General features: G+C 54.1%; 16 protein-coding genes. 9 read left to right on the top strand and 7 right to left on the bottom strand.

The window, feature by feature from the left end:
• Nucleotides 1–5: 5 nt before the first annotated feature.
• A complete protein-coding gene (locus ACN0SW_RS03815) occupies nucleotides 6–2,222 on the bottom strand; it encodes a hypothetical protein (protein ID WP_417726574.1) in 2,217 nt (738 codons plus the stop codon).
• A gap of 203 nt (nucleotides 2,223–2,425) precedes the next feature.
• Between ACN0SW_RS03815 and ACN0SW_RS03810 the strand changes: the two genes are divergently transcribed.
• Nucleotides 2,426–2,842: a glycosyltransferase family 2 protein gene (locus tag ACN0SW_RS03810; protein WP_417726573.1), complete on the top strand. Its 417-nt coding sequence runs from the start codon at nucleotides 2,426–2,428 to the stop codon at nucleotides 2,840–2,842.
• 7 nt (nucleotides 2,843–2,849) lie between these two features.
• On the opposite strand, the gene ACN0SW_RS03805 is transcribed toward ACN0SW_RS03810, so the two are convergent.
• The 6 genes from ACN0SW_RS03805 to fliF form a co-directional block, all read right to left on the bottom strand.
• The gene (locus tag ACN0SW_RS03805; protein WP_417726572.1) at nucleotides 2,850–5,090 is read right to left on the bottom strand and encodes a glycosyltransferase family 2 protein; all 2,241 of its coding nucleotides are present in this window, start codon (nucleotides 5,088–5,090) and stop codon (nucleotides 2,850–2,852) included.
• Nucleotides 5,087–6,124 carry a glycosyltransferase family 2 protein gene (locus tag ACN0SW_RS03800; protein ID WP_417726659.1) on the bottom strand — a complete coding sequence of 346 codons (1,038 nt, stop codon included), beginning with the start codon at nucleotides 6,122–6,124 and terminating at the stop codon, nucleotides 5,087–5,089. The genes ACN0SW_RS03805 and ACN0SW_RS03800 overlap by 4 nt, the downstream gene beginning before the upstream one ends.
• Before the next feature lie 267 nt (nucleotides 6,125–6,391).
• The gene (fliP, locus tag ACN0SW_RS03795; protein ID WP_417726571.1) at nucleotides 6,392–7,129 is read right to left on the bottom strand and encodes a flagellar type III secretion system pore protein FliP; all 738 of its coding nucleotides are present in this window, start codon (nucleotides 7,127–7,129) and stop codon (nucleotides 6,392–6,394) included.
• Entirely contained in the window at nucleotides 7,126–7,428 is a 303-nt protein-coding gene (locus ACN0SW_RS03790; protein ID WP_417726570.1) for a FliM/FliN family flagellar motor switch protein, read from the bottom strand. The genes fliP and ACN0SW_RS03790 overlap by 4 nt, the downstream gene beginning before the upstream one ends.
• A complete protein-coding gene (locus ACN0SW_RS03785) occupies nucleotides 7,425–8,012 on the bottom strand; it encodes a flagellar biosynthesis protein (protein ID WP_417726569.1) in 588 nt (195 codons plus the stop codon). The genes ACN0SW_RS03790 and ACN0SW_RS03785 overlap by 4 nt, the downstream gene beginning before the upstream one ends.
• On the bottom strand, nucleotides 8,012–9,631 hold the full coding sequence (gene fliF / locus ACN0SW_RS03780) for a flagellar basal-body MS-ring/collar protein FliF (protein WP_417726568.1): 1,620 nt from the start codon (nucleotides 9,629–9,631) through the stop codon (nucleotides 8,012–8,014). The genes ACN0SW_RS03785 and fliF overlap by 1 nt, the downstream gene beginning before the upstream one ends.
• Before the next feature lie 123 nt (nucleotides 9,632–9,754).
• On the opposite strand from fliF, the gene ACN0SW_RS03775 reads away from it, so the two are divergent.
• The 8 genes from ACN0SW_RS03775 to ACN0SW_RS03740 all read left to right on the top strand — a co-directional run bounded on the left by ACN0SW_RS03775 (nucleotide 9,755) and on the right by ACN0SW_RS03740 (nucleotide 18,240).
• The gene (locus ACN0SW_RS03775; protein WP_417726567.1) at nucleotides 9,755–10,261 is read left to right on the top strand and encodes a flagellar basal body-associated FliL family protein; all 507 of its coding nucleotides are present in this window, start codon (nucleotides 9,755–9,757) and stop codon (nucleotides 10,259–10,261) included.
• Nucleotides 10,262–10,272: 11 nt separating this feature from the next.
• Nucleotides 10,273–10,668, top strand: a complete 396-nt coding sequence (locus ACN0SW_RS03770) for a DUF6468 domain-containing protein (protein WP_417726566.1) — start codon at nucleotides 10,273–10,275, stop codon at nucleotides 10,666–10,668.
• A complete protein-coding gene (locus ACN0SW_RS03765; RefSeq protein WP_417726565.1) occupies nucleotides 10,665–11,267 on the top strand; it encodes a MotE family protein in 603 nt (200 codons plus the stop codon). The genes ACN0SW_RS03770 and ACN0SW_RS03765 overlap by 4 nt, the downstream gene beginning before the upstream one ends.
• Nucleotides 11,268–11,337: 70 nt before the next feature.
• Nucleotides 11,338–12,207, top strand: a complete 870-nt coding sequence (gene motA / locus ACN0SW_RS03760) for a flagellar motor stator protein MotA (RefSeq protein ID WP_417726564.1) — start codon at nucleotides 11,338–11,340, stop codon at nucleotides 12,205–12,207.
• Nucleotides 12,204–14,486, top strand: a complete 2,283-nt coding sequence (locus tag ACN0SW_RS03755) for a hypothetical protein (protein WP_417726563.1) — start codon at nucleotides 12,204–12,206, stop codon at nucleotides 14,484–14,486. The genes motA and ACN0SW_RS03755 overlap by 4 nt, the downstream gene beginning before the upstream one ends.
• 116 nt (nucleotides 14,487–14,602) lie before the next feature.
• Nucleotides 14,603–15,391, top strand: coding sequence for a transglycosylase SLT domain-containing protein (locus ACN0SW_RS03750; protein WP_417726562.1), 789 nt, complete (start codon nucleotides 14,603–14,605; stop codon nucleotides 15,389–15,391).
• Nucleotides 15,392–15,394: 3 nt separating this feature from the next.
• Nucleotides 15,395–17,479, top strand: coding sequence for a flagellar biosynthesis protein FlhA (gene flhA, locus ACN0SW_RS03745; RefSeq protein ID WP_417726561.1), 2,085 nt, complete (start codon nucleotides 15,395–15,397; stop codon nucleotides 17,477–17,479).
• Nucleotides 17,476–18,240 carry a flagellar biosynthetic protein FliR gene (locus ACN0SW_RS03740; RefSeq protein ID WP_417726560.1) on the top strand — a complete coding sequence of 255 codons (765 nt, stop codon included), beginning with the start codon at nucleotides 17,476–17,478 and terminating at the stop codon, nucleotides 18,238–18,240. Before flhA ends, ACN0SW_RS03740 begins: the two co-directional genes overlap by 4 nt.
• Nucleotide 18,241: the final 1 nt, after the last annotated feature.

The following is an 18,241-nucleotide window of genomic DNA, read 5'->3' as shown; positions in this document are numbered from 1 at the left end:
TCCGGTCAGCCTTCGGTGAGCGCCTCAAGGCCAATGCGAATGGCGCGGTTCGGGTTTTGCGCCAATATGTGCGTCCCAAGTGCTTTGGCGAGTTTGACGTGTCCTTTCGCCACCGCAAGACTGAATAGTTCGCGTTGATACCGGGGTAATGTGCGGCGGGCGCGGAGCAAGTGGTAATACTCATGTGCCGTCAGGGTGCCATTCAGTGCGCCCAGAATAATCGGGCTCAGGATACCCATTTGATTTAACGAACTTCCCAGACGGTGCCCGAGCAGTGGCGCACGCAAGTGCTGGACATTAGGATTGTTGAATCGCGCCGCATGCTGCGCGTCCAACGGCTCATAGGGGTCGTACAAAATCAAAACGCGATTTGCGGCGGCACTGGCCTCCGCAGCATCGCCGTATTTGCCGGAAAAATCCCGATCCCAAGCAGTTTTATAACGTGTTTCCCAAGGCACTATGGATCTATCCAATGTGCTCTGCGGCGATATTGCAACCACATCACAGCCGGGTGCCGCAGGCGCAAAGGCGCCTGCGGCATACCCCCCCATCGATGCCCCGTAAAACACCACGCGCCGGAACTGTTTGAAGAACCCATCATCCCGAAGGGCGTCAAATTGTTCACAGACCCAAGGCTCGCGATACCAGGTCCAGCCTCCTGCCAAAACTCCGAGCATGGACCAGCCCTGATCCTTGATGAATTTGTATCCCCAAGGCCGACGGTCTTCACGCTTTGTCATGGCGATATCGAGATTGTCAAAGGTCACAACAAGCGTATCCGGATCTCGGGGCATATAGAGAAAACTGTGCCCATTGGTGCCCGCCCGATACCAGCCATCCTGCCCTGCAAGCTGACGGGCGATCTGATCCCAACTGTCCTCGGCATGGTTGACCTCGGGCGGCTTGGCTTGGACCCGGATGCGGGTAATTTCGTGGCCATCGTCTTCGCGAGTTGAGAGCGTCGTGTTGGTTCCAAATTCCTTGAGAAACGGAAAGGCGCCCGACCCTTTTCGGACGTCCATGAAAACACGGCTGTCTGAATGCATGCACCGATCTAGAAATTTTTTCAGAAAGGGCACATTGAAACGATCGCCAAAGCCAGAAAGGTTGCAAAGTACATCCACTGGGCGCAGGGCTTTTTCATCTCGAACGACTTGAATGCGGTCAGGGCTGACATCGTTTTCTACAAGGAACGTGATATAGCCCTCCAACCAGCTTTCGTCGTGTTCCTTGAATTTGCCTCTGCGATTGCAATTGATCAATTGTATGTCGCAATCGAACTTGTGATGCAGCGCCAGCATGAAGCTGCGGGCATGGCCAGTCAGATCCGCCGCGACCGAGACGGTTTCGAGATCCAAGTCGTCGATCAATGCACCGTCGAATGTGGCGTTGCCGCGCCCCTTGATTGGCGCAAGCGCTGGATTGATCCCATGCTCCTGAACCAGCATTTCGAGATATGAGCCCTTGGGGGGAAGACCATCGTGAATATTACCCAACTGCCGCTTGTTCGAGGCCCATAGATGAAGAGCGGTGGTCTCTTTTGTGATCAACCCGGCGGCCAGATCTGAGCGCCGCATAAACTTGAACCGTTCCGGAAAGGTGATCGGATAAAATGCGTTGAGCGGTTGCACATGCCCTTCTAACCCGAGCGCATGGACATAATGCGTGACCATCATCGGACCCCAAACACCCCATGGCTGTTGCGAGACATGCACGGGCTTGCCCTTTTCCGCCTGTTTGCGCATCGTCTCTTGCCGCTTGCGGGGCAGAAACGGTGCGATTGCATAGCGATCCGAGGTGAACTCCAGCATCTGCAACAGTATTTCGCTATCGGCGGGTAGACCAAGCACCGCATTGTTGACGCGATGTTCGCCCGGCAACTCATAGCCAAACACATAGTCGCTGTCGTAGTCCATCGGGCGATGGCAATACACATCCGTGTCCACCCAGATCATGCCGGGACATTTGTGGATCATGTGCAGACGAAACCAATCGGCAAACAGAGCATAGCTGTTCTTTTGCTCATATTTGATGAAATCATCGGTATCTATGATTTCTCGCCCGTCTCGAAAAACAACCCCATTCGGCAGGTTTGGGATGGTTTCATAGCCGAACAGGGTGATTTTCTGGCCCTTATCTACAAATGACTTGAGGCAGAGTTGTTCCATCCAACTGAGCGGGCCACCAATCCACAGTGTGCCAACCTCACGTTCACGTACCACCTGAAACTCCCCTTTCGTCGCGCGCTGTCGCTGCCTGGCGCGGATGTGTGCAAGGTTAAACACTTGGGGGGCGTTTGTGTATCGCCAGAATGCGGAGCCATGGCGAAATTGGCGGATCCGTGACAGCGACGCCATGTTGCTTGTTTAGCAGGGGGGCGCGCTGACGTTGTGGTCACAGGCAAAACGACACAGATGAACGGCTGATGAGATCAGGCGGATATGAGCGAAGAAACCCATGCCGTCGCGTCGGCGATGAAGACCGAAGCATCTATATCCTCGAATGGGTTGCGCATTATGAAACCTCTGGCTTTGATCACATTCTGGTCTGTACCAACGACTGCACCGATACCACGGTGGACATTCTGCGCCGGATGCAAGAGATGGGGCCGGTCACGCAACATGATACCGTGGTGCGCAAGGCCGACATCCATCGCAGCGCCCTGCGGCAGTCAAGCCGCCGATATGACATTGTGCTGAACGCCAAATGGGCCTTTGTCTGCAACGTGGATGAGGTTTTCAATGTTCATATAGGCGATGGATCCGGAAATGGATGGGCTAGTAACATCGATCACGTCCGATCCTGTCTGATAGTGGTCAAGCAGGGGCCAAACAGCGGGTGAGCGGCAATTAATGCGCTGTGTCGCCTTGCAGCTCTACGGTGAAAAACCATTCCGCATCGGGATCCTGTGCTACGATGTCGTCGGGTATGACCCCGGGCCCGGACAAAAAGACATTGGATCCAAAGTGACCGTGCAGGCGTGACAGGTTTTCCATGCGTGGACTCGTCAGCTCTGCGTAAAAGCTGCTGTAGTTCTCAGTCGCGCGCAATTCGTCTATTTTAGCGCGATGGCAGGCGACGGAATGTCGATGCGCGGCGGCAATCTCGGGATCTTGCATCAGTTTGGCCAGCTCTGTCCGCATCATCGCTAGGCGTGTCTGGATTGAGCGCTCTTCTTCAAAGTTGTTGTTCATGCGAAACCAATAGGCAAGTCCCTGATCCCGGTCGACGTGGTTCACCCGACCTCGGTCGCGTTTGACAAGAAAGCTTTCAGCCGAGCGCACAGCGTAATGATTGAGCTGTATCAGATCATAGCCATAGGTTTCGATCGTTGAACGCCATCCATTGCGATACATTTCGCGCGGTAGCGGTTTCCCCGAACCGTTAACCCAATTTATCTCTTCCCATAGCTGCGGATTAAGCCCTTTTGGCCGATGCACACCAAGTTTTTTGAATAGGCCAATGTTCTGAAACAGGGTCTTGAAACCCCAGGCTTGGTGGGGCTTGCGCGCGAATTCCGGCGCGCATCGCAAAAATTGTTCTGTGATGGGGCGGTCGACATAATCCCGCACATCGCCATTGCCAAATAGCCGCCAAGTCATTGCGATCATGTTGGCGTCGGGCACGGCATCAAACAGCGCATCCAGCGTCCCGTCGCCAGTCTTGATGTTGATGTACTCATCCACATCAATGCAGGTGACCCATTTTGCGGACTTGATCACTGGCTCGCGTTCTGCGGATTGCAGGGCCGCATGCTGCGGAGGCATGTCCATCTCGCGAAAACGGTTTTCGCGGTGTTGCACAATCCCTTTACGCTCCAGCAACTGAAGCATGGTATCCGTGCCATCCGTGCAGTCGTTGGTATAAACAAGGATATCGTCAAATCCGATTGCGCGGTGATAAGCCAGCCATTCTAGGATGAATGGGCCCTCGTTCTTCATGGTTGTGACGATTGCCGCACGTCCGCTATGCGTTTCGTCCGGGGTGATTTCGGGCATGCGTACTGGAGAATGGCCAAAATACGTTTGCGCCTGTTCGAGCAAGGAAGGGTGCTCGATCAATGAAGATTTAGGCACGATTTTTGAGATCGAATCCGTTGGGTGACGGAGCGCCATGTGACGGTAGAACCCTTGCATTCGTGCAGGATCGGGCTGCGCATTGCCGACCCTTAAAAGACGCCAGATTGCATCTTGGGGTAATTTCGCCGGGGCCAGACACCATCTTTGGCGCCCAGATCCGGAATCGAATTGCACGCAGATATGGTCTGCGAATTGGGTCTGCTGCCCGTTGCGAACACGCCACGGATAGCAATGCCGCCCGATAAGAGAGATAAGGCCGCCGGCTGAGGCAACCGCGCTGTCAAAAACCGTTTCGGTATCTGTCACCAGCAGATCATGCACGTCGATATTCGCTACGGCGCGGGCCTGTGCCAAAAACCGCGCCCGGACAATCTCGTAGTAACCAAGCGCGCCCAGAGGTGAATCCCATGGCGACGCAGGCGGGATTTCCATCCGGTCTTTACCCGGAGCTTCCGGTACGCAATAGGGGTGGGCCTCGGGGGGGCTGTCAGGTTGTCCCAAAGGGTGATCGCTGCTGAGCAAAATGACCAGACAAGAGAGGCCCTGAGCTTTCATACCCTCGCGAAGCGCCCTCGCAAATTCTGGGTCCGCATCCGGGCGAGCTCGGTCCAGAATGACAGCGCCAGTCATATGTTGCTGATCAGCATGATAGGCAAGCCATGTCAGCACCGTCGCTGCATCCTCGCCGTTGCGTACCGAGGCAATCACGTCCTTGCCTTCCAGAAGCGTCAGTTCGGCCTCGGCCGGGCGCACCTCCATCTGGCCGTTGGGTGTTTCAAATTGCAGTCGGCCTTCGGGAACTGAAAATACCAGGATTTGGCCCCCGCCCAAACTCAACTGCGAGACCAATTCCCCGCCTTTGGGGGGCAAAATAGACGTTGGATCGACGTGCTGTCCGAAGAACAGAGTGATGAGCCGCGCCTCTTTTGTGCGCGTCTCCACCGCATCCAGAAGAACCAACCCACCCAGATCTTGACCCGCCATGCGGCGTTCTATCACGCGCCCGCTCATATTTCTGCTGCACTCCGCATCAAGCGCAATTGTGCGGCTAAAAACGCACGCCCCTCAGCCGGGGTTGGCGGTGTGCTACCGGTCAAAAACCCAAGCCTGAATTCAAGACGCAATGCCTCAATGTCCTGTGACACCAGCTCATATCGCTTGGCGTGCTCGGACACGCAGGCTTCGTGTGCTTGGGCAACACCGGGCAACGCCATCAGCCGATCAATTTCTCGGTGTGTAGATGTCATCATGGGCAGGATCTCTGGTGCCTCGACCGTGTTCCAGTTGCGCTCGGCCCAATAGGTGACACCGACTTCTCGGTCCATATGGTTGGGCAGTCCGCGGGCACGTTTGAGCATGAATTCTTCAACCGAGCGTAAGGAATAGTGGTTCAGCCATATTATAGGCGGGCTACTGAGCGCGCCATAGAGCGTGATCGCAGCGTCATTGCCAGCAAAGCTCTCTGAAAGGCGCGCGCCGTTTGGGCCAATCCAGCGCGCGGGATGTCGTGGGCGCCCGCGAGGGCGGTGAACCCCGGGCTGACGAAATGCACCCGGTTTATGCAGCGTCTTGAACAGATGTGCGAGGGGGAAATGCAAATCAAACGGCGCCGCGCGCGTAAAGCGTTCCGGGGTCGCGCCCGCCATGCGCCGCTTATGACTGCCAGACCCATAGAGGCGCCAAGGAAGTGCCAGAGCGTCGAACGGCCCGATGTCTCTCTCGAACGTGGCCAGTATTTGGGGTAGGTTCTCGGTCGGACTGCAAAGGAATTCATCGCAATCAAAAAAGAGTGCCCAAGACGCGTTCTTGTACCATTCGATGTCACGCAGATGTCGCAAGGCCTGCCATTGTACAGATTTGCCACCTTTTGGTACAAACCTTACATGCTCGATGCGATGATCCTGTGCCAGTGTGGACAGCAATTCGTCGCTTCCATCGGTACAATCATGGCTAAAAACGAGCATCCGGTCAAAACCAACGGCCAGATGGTGCGCGAGCCATTCAACAATATAAGGTCCATCATCGCGCAGGCATGTAATCCCCAAAAAATCCAATACCAGCCTCTGCTTTCTGTCTCGTGATATCTTCGCGATTTATTGCCAATTATAGGCAAGATTGTTCAACAAAGTCACTCGGATGCACAGTGGGTCTATCGAAAATTCTTGCAGGTGAATAGCATCGGATTCGATCACATTTGCCGATGGGCACTTCGAAATCCGACTGGTTGGAGGGGGCAGCCAAGTGAGACTTTATGCGGGTGTTTGCTCGCGGTTCTATTATTTCTGAACTGTTCAGGGTTTGGCGCAAGATTTCTACATATATCCCCGCACGAGGCTCTGTGCGATGAGTGTCCAGCCATCCGCGATGACAAAGAATGCCAGTTTGAATGGTAGCGACACAATCGCCGGCGGCACCATCATCATGCCCATGGACATCAGGATTGCGGCAACCACAAGATCGATGACCAGAAAAGGCAGGAAGACGAGAAAGCCAATCTGAAATGCGCGGGAAATTTCCGAAAGCATGAAACTGGGCACCAGCACCGAGAGCGGAGCATCCATCCCGGTGGCATTTGTGGTCGGCCCTGGCCGAAGAGCGGCCATAGTCGTGAAGGTTTCGGGATCCACGCGGCCAAGCATGAAACGCCTGAATGGAACGAGCGCGTGTTCAATAGCCAGTTCCGGCGACAGACGTTCCTCTAAAAGTGGTTCGATCCCAGTTGTCCAGGCCTCGGTGAAGACGGGCTCCATGACAAAGTAGGTCAAGAATAGAGCAAGGCTTACAATCAGCATATTGGGCGGCGATTGTTGTAAACCGATACCTTGTCTCAAAATTGACAGGACAGTCACTACAAATGGAAAGCACGTCACCATGATTGCTAGCCCCGGAGCGAGGCTGAGCACTGTGATCAGGGCAATGATCTGAAAGGTTCGTGCCGACAGGGATGCGTCATCGCTTATAGCAATGGACAAATCCTGCGCCATTGCGGTGGGGGCTTGCCATGCCACGAAAATCGCCACAAACACGAGGAGGATAAATCTGGACTTCATCCCAGATCGTCCTGCAAATTTGCGACTTCGGTAATGCGCACGGCAATCTGGCCTTGTTGGTCACCGCTCAGTTCCTCGAGTTGGCCACGCGCAATCAGACGTTCACCGATGTATAGTTCGACGGCGTCATCGACGCGGCGATCCAATGCCAGAACCGCATTCTTACCAAGTTTCAGCAGATCCCGTATTAAAGGCCTGGCTTTGCCGACAGATACCGTAATTTCGATCGGGATTGATGAAAATGGATTTGGGAGGTCAGATATGACGCTCTCTTTGTCGTCCGGCTTTTCGTTCATCATGCCACTGCCCTTTGATTTTCTGTAAAGAATCCGGATATGGCCTGTTCGATCCGATGCAGAACGTCCTGCATATCCAGAGCGTGCTCGCCTTCGCCAAGGCGAAAATAGACCTGACCGCGGGCCAGTGTTGGATTCTCTTTTATCTCACAAGAAAGATCCGGCTGATCAGTGCAGAGCCTGAGAAGGATCGGGATGTCCTCGGGGCCTGCCATGATCTGAACCTGTTGTCGTCCATGGGTTGCAAGCAGGTCGTGCAGGATCTCAGTAATATGTGGAGCCAACATTGCATGGCTCAGCGCAGGCAAAACCGCCGTCGTCATCTGTTGCAAAAGTGGATGCATCATCCCCATGATTGCCGCATGCACCTCTTCATAGGTGAAGCTGAGATCCTGAAGGTTCTGTACAAGATCGGCTGTTATCCTACGGCCATCTTCGACCTGAGATTTCACACAATCGTCCCAACCTGCCTGATATCCCTTTTCAAAGGCGCCCAGACGCTCTTCCTCCAGTGAGATATCAGTCATTGTGACCGGCTTACCTTGCGTGATTGATCCGAAATCGTCCAAGAGATGGGTAATCGACATCAAACCTTCTCCTCTTCGCCCTCAAGCCAGCTGCGCAGGATTTCCACCGTTTCTTCTTGGCGTTGACCAATGAGAGTGCGCAACCGGGCAACGGGATCCTCGTTTGAGGTCTCGATTCGAGCGAATGGCGGTCTGTTACGATCGAAAAATGCCGACTCTGATGCGTCTGAGAGGCCGTTTTCGTCAATCTCGCCATCGTCAATCTCACCCGACAGAGGCGTGAGTGCTGACACTGACGCGGGGCTCAATCTGTCGGATGCGACCAACGGTGGCGAGATCGTTGATACAGGTCGCGAGAGAATAGGGCGCAGAACGAATAAGCCAAGAATGAGTGCAACAATGGCCAGAGCAAGCGATTGCACCAACGTCATGATATCAATTGCAAGTCGATCAAGCAGGCTTGCTTGAACCAAAGTCCCGTCTGGCGCTGCTGGTTCGAATTGGAGGGTGCGAATTGTCACTGCATCGCCGCGTGTCTCATCTAGTCCCACGGCCGAGGCGACCAGATCGCGAAGTGCCGCTAACTCTTCTTCGGGGCGGGGTGCAAATTTGGGGGCGCCGTTTGCATCGAGAGTTATAAGGCTGTTGATGAGGATCGCAACAGTCATGCGTTTGATCGCGCCAGGTTGCTGGATAATTTCACGTTCCGTGCTTGAGACTTCATAGTTCACTCGCTCACGTGTCTCTGTATTTTCGCTCTCCGAGGTGCCGCTGGTTGCCGCATTCCCATCCGGGAGGTTGGAGGCGACCGTCACATCGCTCCTTGGATCGCTTGAGGTGTTTGCGCGCTCTTCCGTGTCGGTGCTGATTGCAACGCGCCCTTCTGGATCAAACCGCCTTTCGCGGGTTGATTCCGTTTGTGTGATCGTCTCAAGAGCAACTTCCACTACCGCGTTGCCATGGCCTACGCGCGCTTCCAAGAGGCGCTCCGCGCGTAGACGCAGGATCTCTGCCCGATCATCTGCGGAGTTGGCCTTGGATTCTTCAGTGCCGTTGATCAATCGACCCTCAGAGTCGATGATTGAAACTTCATTTGGCGATAGACCAGACACGGCCGAAGCTACGAGAAACTGTAGAGCACGTGCGTGTTTCGGGGAAATTTCAGCACCACTTGTTGTGATCGAAATCGACGCGGATTTCTGTATGTCGCGCTGAAACGGATTAGAGCCAGTTGACGCAATGTGCACACGTGCTGCTGCGATAGCCGGGTGAGACACTATTGTTCTGGCAAGCTCGCCCTCCTTTGCGCGCCAATAGGTGGCGTCGAACATCTGCGATGTAGTGCCAAAGCCGGACAGCCCATCCAAAAGCTCGTAACCTCGCGTGCCAGACCTTGGCAATCCTTCGCCCGCTAGGGTCATGCGCAGTTCATCTCGGCGCGTCGACTCTACAAAGATCGAATTGCTTCTGACTTCATAGATCACGCCGAGTTGTTCCAAGGTGCCGACGACTTCGCCGGCAGCGCCGCTCTCAAGCCCAGCATAAAGCAATGTCAGGTTTGGAGCAGAGGCCATGCGAGCGAGGGCGAGCACCGCCCAAAACATCAACGCGGCTGAACCGAGTACGACTACGCGATTGCGGAGCGTCAAGGAGTGCCAGAGTTTCGTGATTTGCTGCAATATGATGCCTCCGGATACATGTCGTTCTAGTTTTGTCCATATCCATCATTCGCTTGTCAGGCTTAACAATCGGTTAGTTTCTGTCGGTCTATAAAGAGTTTATCGACAACATGAGGGTTGAGCATGCCGGCACCGGAAGAGTTAGGGGAAACACCCGGATCAAGACCTTTTAGCAAACCGTTGTGGATTGGGTTGGTCTTGGCCATCTTGGGTGCGGCCTCCGGGTTTTATGCAACTTGGTCCGGCAGCATTCCGTTAGGTACTAATCACGCCTCTGTTTCAGAGGCTGCACCGCTATCTGATCATGCAAAGCCGGTTACGCTGATGCCCGATGTGGCATTTGTTCCTGTCGCTCCGGTGATTGTCTCTGTTGGGCAAGGGGCGGAGCGATCACATCTTCGCTTTACCGCCGAGCTTGAAGTGAAAACTTCTTATAAAACAGAAGTTGAAGAGCTCATGCCCAGGATTGTCGATGTAACAAACACATATCTGCGTGCGCTGAAGCTCGCGGATTTTGAGGATGGCCTGGCTTTGGTGCGTCTGAGGGCGCAACTATTACGTCGGATGCAGGTCGTCACGGGCGGAGGGCGGATCAACGACCTCTTGGTCATAGAGTTTGTGCTGAATTGAGGATTGCACTCATGGAGATCATTTCTGATATTTTACTGGCGGCTGGGGCCATTGGGGCGGGTACCTATTGCTTCATCTTGGCCCGTAGGCTGAGTCGTTTCAACGATCTAGAGAGCGGGATGGGAGGGGCCGTCGCGGTTTTGTCAGCTCAAGTTGATGATCTGACAAGAACCTTGAGAGCAGCACGCCAAACGACGGACGAAGCAACGCGGTCTCTGGGTGGTGTGACAGGGCGGGCCGAGGAGGTGGCGCGGCGTCTGGAACTGCTGGTTGCTGCAATGCACGATTTGCCCAACCAAGAGCTGACACCTGAGCCACCGAAACCGGCGCGCGTCCCGGATCAGGCTGTTAACCAAGGCCCGGTCTTCAAGCGCCATCAGGAGATGGTCCGGGGGGCATTCACATGAGCTGGTTCTCAAAAAGAGCCGACGGACGGCGGGGGCTGCGACGGACACGAGGCATTCTCTTAATCCTGTCCACGTTTCTTGTGGTGTCAGCGTTGATTCGTTTTGGTGACGGTGTCGGAAAGGCCTTTGCGTTTGTATCTGAAGAGGCCCCGCTAACAGCCCCTCTCTCTGAGTCCGTGTGTCAGACCCCTGACGACATGAAGATGTTGCTCACAGTCTTACAAAAACGTGAACGGAAACTTGAGGAACAAGAGGTGGCCTTGCGGGATCATGGACACGCACTCAAAGTGGCCGAACAGGAGATTGGCCGTAAAATGAAGGCTTTGACTGACGCAGAAGATAACTTGCGCCAGATGATTGCCCTGACTGAGAGTGCAGCTGAGAAAGACGTATCGCAGCTGACAAAAGTGTATGAATCAATGAAGCCCAAACAAGCGGCTGCTCTGTTTGAGGAACTGGATCCCGTGTTTGCTGCTGGGTTCCTCGCCCGCATGCGCCCCGAAGCGGCGGCAGATGTCATGGCGGGGCTGACACCTGCGGCAGCCCATAGCATCAGTGTCATTCTGGCAGGTCGAAATGCCAACGCTCCACGGGAATGACTGTTGAAGAGTCAGTGATTGTTAATCGGTTGATGGCAGTCTGGGACCGATGACTGCGAGCGGGGACAAAATGGTCGGTATCTTCGGAATTCTTGTGATTTTTGTCATGGTCTTTGGCGGGTACATGGCCGCTGGTGGTAAATTGGGTATCATTCTCAAGGCTTTGCCATTTGAGTTCATGATGATCGGCGGGGCGGCGATTGGAGCCTTTCTTATCAGCAATGATAGCCCCGCGATCAAGCATACGATCAAGGATGTCGGAAAAGTATTCAAGGGACCCAAGTGGAAACCCCAAGACTATCGGGATCTGTTGTGCCTGCTATTCGAGCTCATTCGACTTGGTCGTCAAAATCCTGTTGCGATTGAAGAACACATCGAAGCTCCTCAAGACTCTTCAATATTTTCAAAATACCCCAAGATCCTGGGTGACACAGAGGCAGTGGCGCTCATTGGCGATACGCTTCGCTCCGCTTCAATGAATTACGATGATCCGCATCAAGTCGAGGAGGTGCTGGAAAAGCGTATGGAGGCGAATCTTCATCACGCGCTTCATTCCAGTCACGCCTTGCAGACCATGGCGGATGGGCTACCCGCCCTGGGAATTGTTGCGGCAGTGCTGGGGGTGATCAAAACTATGGCGTCGATTGATCAGCCGCCTGAAATCCTTGGCAAGATGATTGGTGGGGCTCTCGTTGGAACGTTTCTTGGAGTGTTCTTGTCCTATGGGTTGGTGGGGCCATTCGCGGCCAAGGTAAAAGATGTGACCGAAGAAGATGGGCACTTCTATCAGCTCATACGTGAAGTGCTCGTTGCCAACCTGCACAATCATGCGACCAATACTTGTATTGAAGTTGGCCGGCAAAATACACCTCAGCACAAGCGACCAAGCTTTAACGATTTGGAAGAGGCGCTGAAGGCCCTCAAGCAGGACGCGGCATGATCCGGCGTTGGATATTAGCTTTGATCGTAACGGTTTGCGCATCCGCCACTTTTGCGCAAACCGTATTGGTACGCTCCGGCGAGCACGATGGGTTTTCGCGGCTAGTTCTGGATTTACCCGAGAGACTTGTCTGGAGGAGGCAACCGCGTGAAAGTGGTGTGTCGATCATTTTTCCGGGCCGCATACTTGCATTCGATGTTACCCAGGTCTTTGACCGCTTGACGCAAGGTCGGCTCAGTGGGCTCGGCGCACCAGACGGTCAGGGAACGCTAGACCTGACATTTGGTTGCGAATGTGAGGCGAAGATCTTTTGGCACTCTCAATCCATGTTGGTCGTCGACATTGTCGACGCCCTAAGTGCTGCAGTGTCGCGGTCGGACCAAGAGCGAGGGGATAGAGAGGCACATAAATTTGTCGAGACGATGCGACCACTCGCGACACAGTCTGCGCCTATATCGGTTGCGCTGGCTGCTTCGCAGATGTTTGCGGGGGCGGATTTGCCCGTCGCTGATATCGAACCCGCATCTCTTGTGCCTGCCATTGATCTGCCTACTGTTCGAACCACTCTTCTAGAGCGTGTCGCGCGTTCAGCAAATCAAGGCCTGTTGCAACCAGTGGAAGGGACTGAACGCACCGGACCGCCGTCAGTCACATCTGTGATGCTTATCCCAAACCATCAAACGGACTCCGCTGCTGGGGTCGATGCGGGTGAATCTATAATTCTGTCGCAAAAGATACTTGGCATCAACTTCAAGGCGCAAAGCAGTATAGATCGCGAGCTAGAGAGTAGCGCGCTCCGAACGCCTGAAAAAATAATAACTGCCGAATGTTTGCCCGATGATGTTCTGGATGTTGCTGAATGGGGACGAAAAACCTCATTTCAGGACCAGATTGGCGCGTTACAGGCAAATCTCTCTAAAGAATTTGATGCGTTTGATGCGGGTGTTGCTCTGCAAATTGCGCGTCTCTATGTCTATTTTGGGTTTGGGCGGGAGGCCCGGCAAGTTGTGATGTTAGCTGCGCTGGCGGACGAAGAGATACAAGTTCTTCTGGAATTGGCGGCGGTGGTTGACGATCCGGAAACAGCACCCGCGGTGCCACGTCTCCGGCGTAATATTGGATGCCATGGTGCGAGCGCGCTATGGGGCGCGCTTGCTCATCAAACCATCCCCGAAGATCAAGTGCTTGATCACGACGCCATTCTACGTGGCTTTGCCGGGTTGCCAGACCACCTGCAGCGGCATCTAGGGCCGGGACTCGCTCGCAAGTTATTGCTGGCAAAGCATCAGGACGCATCTGACATAATTTTGCGGAGCCTTCACAGTTTCGATTTGTCAGAGACACCGGGTAGAAATCTTGTTGCAGCGGAAATGGCCGTGGCAGACGGGAAATTTGACGCGGCAGAAGAGGCCCTTCGGGCGTCGGTTGATCAAAATGCGATGCCATCTGCTGAGGCCCTAATGACACTGGTAGACCAGTTGTTGTCGGCAGGTCGCGCCGTGCCATATGACACCGCTCAATTGGTTGGGGCTTTATTTCAAGAGCATCGTGGTTCACCTCTGGGAGAACGGCTTGGGCAAAGTTATCTGTTGGCTCTTGCCGCATCAAAATCCTTTTCTGAGACATTTTCTGAGTATGATCGCGTCATGACGGTCTTGGCGCCACAGATCGCAAGAGAAACGGGTCACGACATATTGCGCCTGTTGTTGAGAGACGCAGAGGATTTCGACTTTCTTCGACATGTTGTTTCTGGCCCCGCAGATATGTTGCAGACGCTCCCTGTGGAGCTTGCTTTGCAGGTGGCGCAGCGGATTTTCAACCTTGGTTTTGCCGATGAGGCAAGGGCGCTTTTGAATTCGGCAAAGACGGACCCTCCGGATCCTAGATATCAGCTTTTGGCAGCGGACATAGCTTTGGTGCAGGGCCATCCACTTCTTGCCGAGGCTGAAATTCTCGACCTTGCCACTTTTGAAACCAATGAATTACGGGCCCGGGCCCGCACAATGTTGGGGGATCATGTCGGAGCGCTGAATTATTTGGTGCCACTTGAAAATGAGGCGGCGGTGCAGCGGGCTGCTTGGCTTGCGGAAGATTGGCAAAAACTCTTGCTGTCGCATGATCCCGTTAAGCAGAAGCTGGCGCATGTGTTGATGCAGGCAGAGCCAAGTTATGACCAAAGCATTCTTTCCCGCAATCGACACCTTGTTGATCAAAGCGCCGACATCCGAGGCCTTCTGAATGACCTGTTGGGAAACACGCAAGTTTCCGAGTTTCCATGACATTCAGACTTTCAGTTACCGAATCTAAAGAAAGATTGCCTAGTTAGGACGCACCGACGGAAGAAGACCGTAGCTGGTGGGAAAGATATTCTGTTGAGCAAGATGCTTTTAAAAGAATGGTGGCGCAAATGGTCCGATTTCTATTGATGCGACGCATGCCCGGTCGCACGCGTGCATTTTTAATTCACCTTAAGCAATTGATCCCCCTTGTTTTCTGGGTGACCACTCACGTCACTGTCGGAGCGTCATATGCTCAGGCTTTGGCTAATCTCGCATGTGATAATGCAGCGCAATATGCAGCTTTGAAAACAGGCGTGCCCTTGTCCGTATTGCGCACAATTACTCGTGCGGAGACTGGGCGCAGTGCTGCGGGCAGATTGGTGCCTTGGCCGTGGACGGTGAACACGGAAGGCAAAGGATATTGGTTTGAAAGTAAAAAAGCTGCAACCGCTTATGCGCAAGCGGAGGTCCTCCGCGGCGCCCGCAGTTTTGACGTGGGATGCTTTCAGGTAAACTACCGGTGGCATGGTGATGGCTTCGTCTCTATCGAAAATATGTTTGATCCGATCGAGAATGCGCTTTATGCGGCGCGGTTCCTTCGTGAACTACACACTGAGCTGGGAGATTGGTACAAAGCTGCGGGTGCCTACCATTCGCGGCTCCCTAAATTCGCCAACGAATATCGCATTCGGTTAGTTCAAATTCACGCGGACCTAGATGCGGACCCAATCCTTTTACAGAGTAGACCTGTCGGGGCGCTAATCTCCAAGCACTCCACATCTGAGAATAACTTTCCATTTTTACAGGTGTCCGGGTTGGGAATGAGGAATGGCTCCTTGGTGCCAGTTCCCGCAACCAAGGGGCCTCAGATCCGTTTGAATCATATGGTTTTCATAGGACCTTAGGATATGGGAGCATTTTCAGTAAAAGCAGCCTTTCAGCCAACAGTTCTTTTGGCAATGGCCCTCATGGCGGTCATCGTGATGATGATTCTCCCCGTGCCGGCTTGGATGCTTGATGTCGGATTAGCGGCCTCTTTCGCCCTTGCAATACTGATCTTTACGGTAACCCTGTTTATTGATCGCCCGTTAGATTTTTCGGCTTTCCCAACTATCCTCTTAGCCTCGTTGATGCTGCGTTTGGCGCTTAACGTTTCCTCGACAAAGCTGATTATTGGCGAGGGTCATACCGGGACCGCTGCTGCCGGAGAGGTGATCGAAGGCTTCGCCAACTTCATCATTGGCGGGAATGTTTTTCTTGGTCTTGTTGTGTTTGCTGTTCTTTTGATTGTCAATTTTGTTGTAATCACAAAAGGTGCTGCGCGCATGGCAGAGGTGGGTGCGCGATTTGCGCTGGATGCCATGCCGGGCAAACAGCTCGCCATCGACAGCGACATGTCCGCCGGTGCCATCGATCACCACGAGGCAAAAGAGCGGCGCGAACGAGAGCAACAAGAAACCACATTCTTTGGATCCCTTGATGGGGCTTCAAAATTCGTCAAGGGGGATGCTGTTGCAGGTCTCCTGATTACGCTTCTGAACCTTCTTGTCGGTCTGATTATCGGCATTGTGACGCATGGCATGCCCGTTGGTCAGGCGTTTGAAACCTATACGATTCTTACGGTCGGCGATGGTCTTGTGACGCAGATCCCGGCGGTGATTATTTCTATCGCCACGGCTTTGTTGTTGGCGCGCGGTGGCAATAAGGGCGCCACAGACCTTGCAATTGCGGAGCAGCTTGGGCGTCATCCGACTGCGCTTGCGACGGTTGCCGTGCTCATGGCGGTCTTTGCGCTTGTTCCAGGGCTGCCTTTCGGCCCCTTCATTCTTGGGAGTCTCTGCTTGGGGGCTGTGGCGATCATTAGTAACCGTCGGCGTGATCAGGACCCCGTCTCCCAAAGTGAAGAACGCAGTCAAATTGCTGTGCCAGAGAGATCAATGGGGGATGTCCTTGAGCTTGATGATATTCACGTCGAGTTCGCACCAGATCTCGTCAACATGGTGCTTGATCCCGGCGTTGGTCTTGAGGCGAGGATTGCGAATATGCGTCGCTTCATTGCGACAACATACGGTGTGGTTCTCTCTGATATCCGCCTGACCGATGATCCGAGCATGCCACCTGGCGGTTATGTCATTCGCATTCAGGGGGTTGAACAGGCGAGGGCGTTTCTACGAGACAATCACTTGCTCGCACTCGACCCTGAGCACCATCCATCCCTGACACCGGGCGAGCTCATTAAAGAACCTGTTTATGGAGCGCCCGCGCTTTGGTTGCCCGCGTCTGACCAAGAGCGCGCGGTGCTTTTAGGGGTCACTTTGGTCGCGCCACCAGAGGTGCTGGCAACCCATCTTCTCGAAGTGATCAGGCGCAATCTTAGCCGATTGCTGACAATGAAGGCTATGCGGCGGTTGCTCGATGAGATGGTGAACCTCTCTGACAGGAGCCGTTCAGAGGCCAACCGGAAATTGTTGGAAGACATGATCCCGGACCGGGTTGCGCCAGATTTGCTGCATGCCGTGCTGCGGCTCTTGCTGATGGAACAGGTCTCTATCCGAAATCTGCCACTCATTCTCGAAGCGATTGCCGAGGGGCGTCAGACTGTTTCGCAGCCGGAATTGATTTGTGAGCATGTGCGCCAACGGCTTGGTTTTCAAATGGTAGCTGGCTTGCGAAGATCGGATGGGAGTCTGCCGTTGATTCAGCTTTCGCCTGAGTGGGAGGATACATTTACCACTTATCAGGTTGACGGCGATCGGGGCCGTGCAGATGTGGCCTTGCCGCCCGAGGTGTTCAACGCGCTGACTGTTGCCGTTGCTGAACAGGTGCAGCAGGCAAGTGAAAAGGGTCTTTCGCCTGCGCTTGTTACCTCGACTTTGCGGCGCAGGTTCTTGCGCACGATCCTGATGGCAAAGAACCTTAGTATTCCAGTGCTGTCCTTTGAAGAAATTGGACTGGAGGCAAAACCGGCATTGGTTGGGGTGGTTCGGGCATGACGTCCTTTTCCTTCTTGTTTGGGATTGCGCAAGAGGTGCTATGGCTACATGCTAGCGTGTTTCTGCGCGTTGCCCCAATCATTGGGCTATTACCGGGATTTGGCGAACAATCCGTACCAACGCGGGTCAAGTTGATCCTCGCCCTCGCCTTTACTCTGATTGCGGCGCCAGCACTTGCGCCAGAATTGCTTGGCCATACTCAAGCGCCAAGGGTCCGCCTTATTCTATCTGAGACACTGGTGGGTTTGGTTATCGGTATCGGGCTCCGCCTTTTTTTGATGGCGCTTCAGATTGCGGGATCCATTGCGGCACAAGCAACCTCCTTGTCGCAGATCCTTGGGAATGCCAGCCTCACGCCACTGCCTGCCATTGGGCATGTGCTGGCCACGGGTGGGATTGCCTTGATGATGGTCATGGGGCTGCACGTGCGGGTGGCCGAACTCATCGTACTCAGTTACGGCGTCTTTCCTGTTGCCGAATTTCCTGATTTTGCGGTTGTATCTGAATGGGGCGTCGCTCAGACCGCGCATGCCTTTGCCTTCGGTTTCACATTGGCTGCGCCATTCGTTCTTTTATCGGTGCTCTACAATCTGACGCTTGGCACCATCAATCGCGCGATGCCGCAATTGATGGTGGTCTTTGTCGGCGCTCCGGCGATTACGGCGCTTGCTCTGTTTCTCATGATGCTGGTGACACCGGTGATACTTGTGGTTTGGGTACGTGCCTTTCAGGGCTTTATCGCCAATCCGTTCGGTGGATAGG

Origin of the sequence: Roseovarius sp., from assembly GCF_048262375.1 — a bacterium.
Lineage (GTDB): Bacteria > Pseudomonadota > Alphaproteobacteria > Rhodobacterales > Rhodobacteraceae > Roseovarius.
The sequence above is the reverse complement of the archived record's forward strand: the minus strand, read 5'-3'. Positions and strand labels throughout refer to the sequence as shown.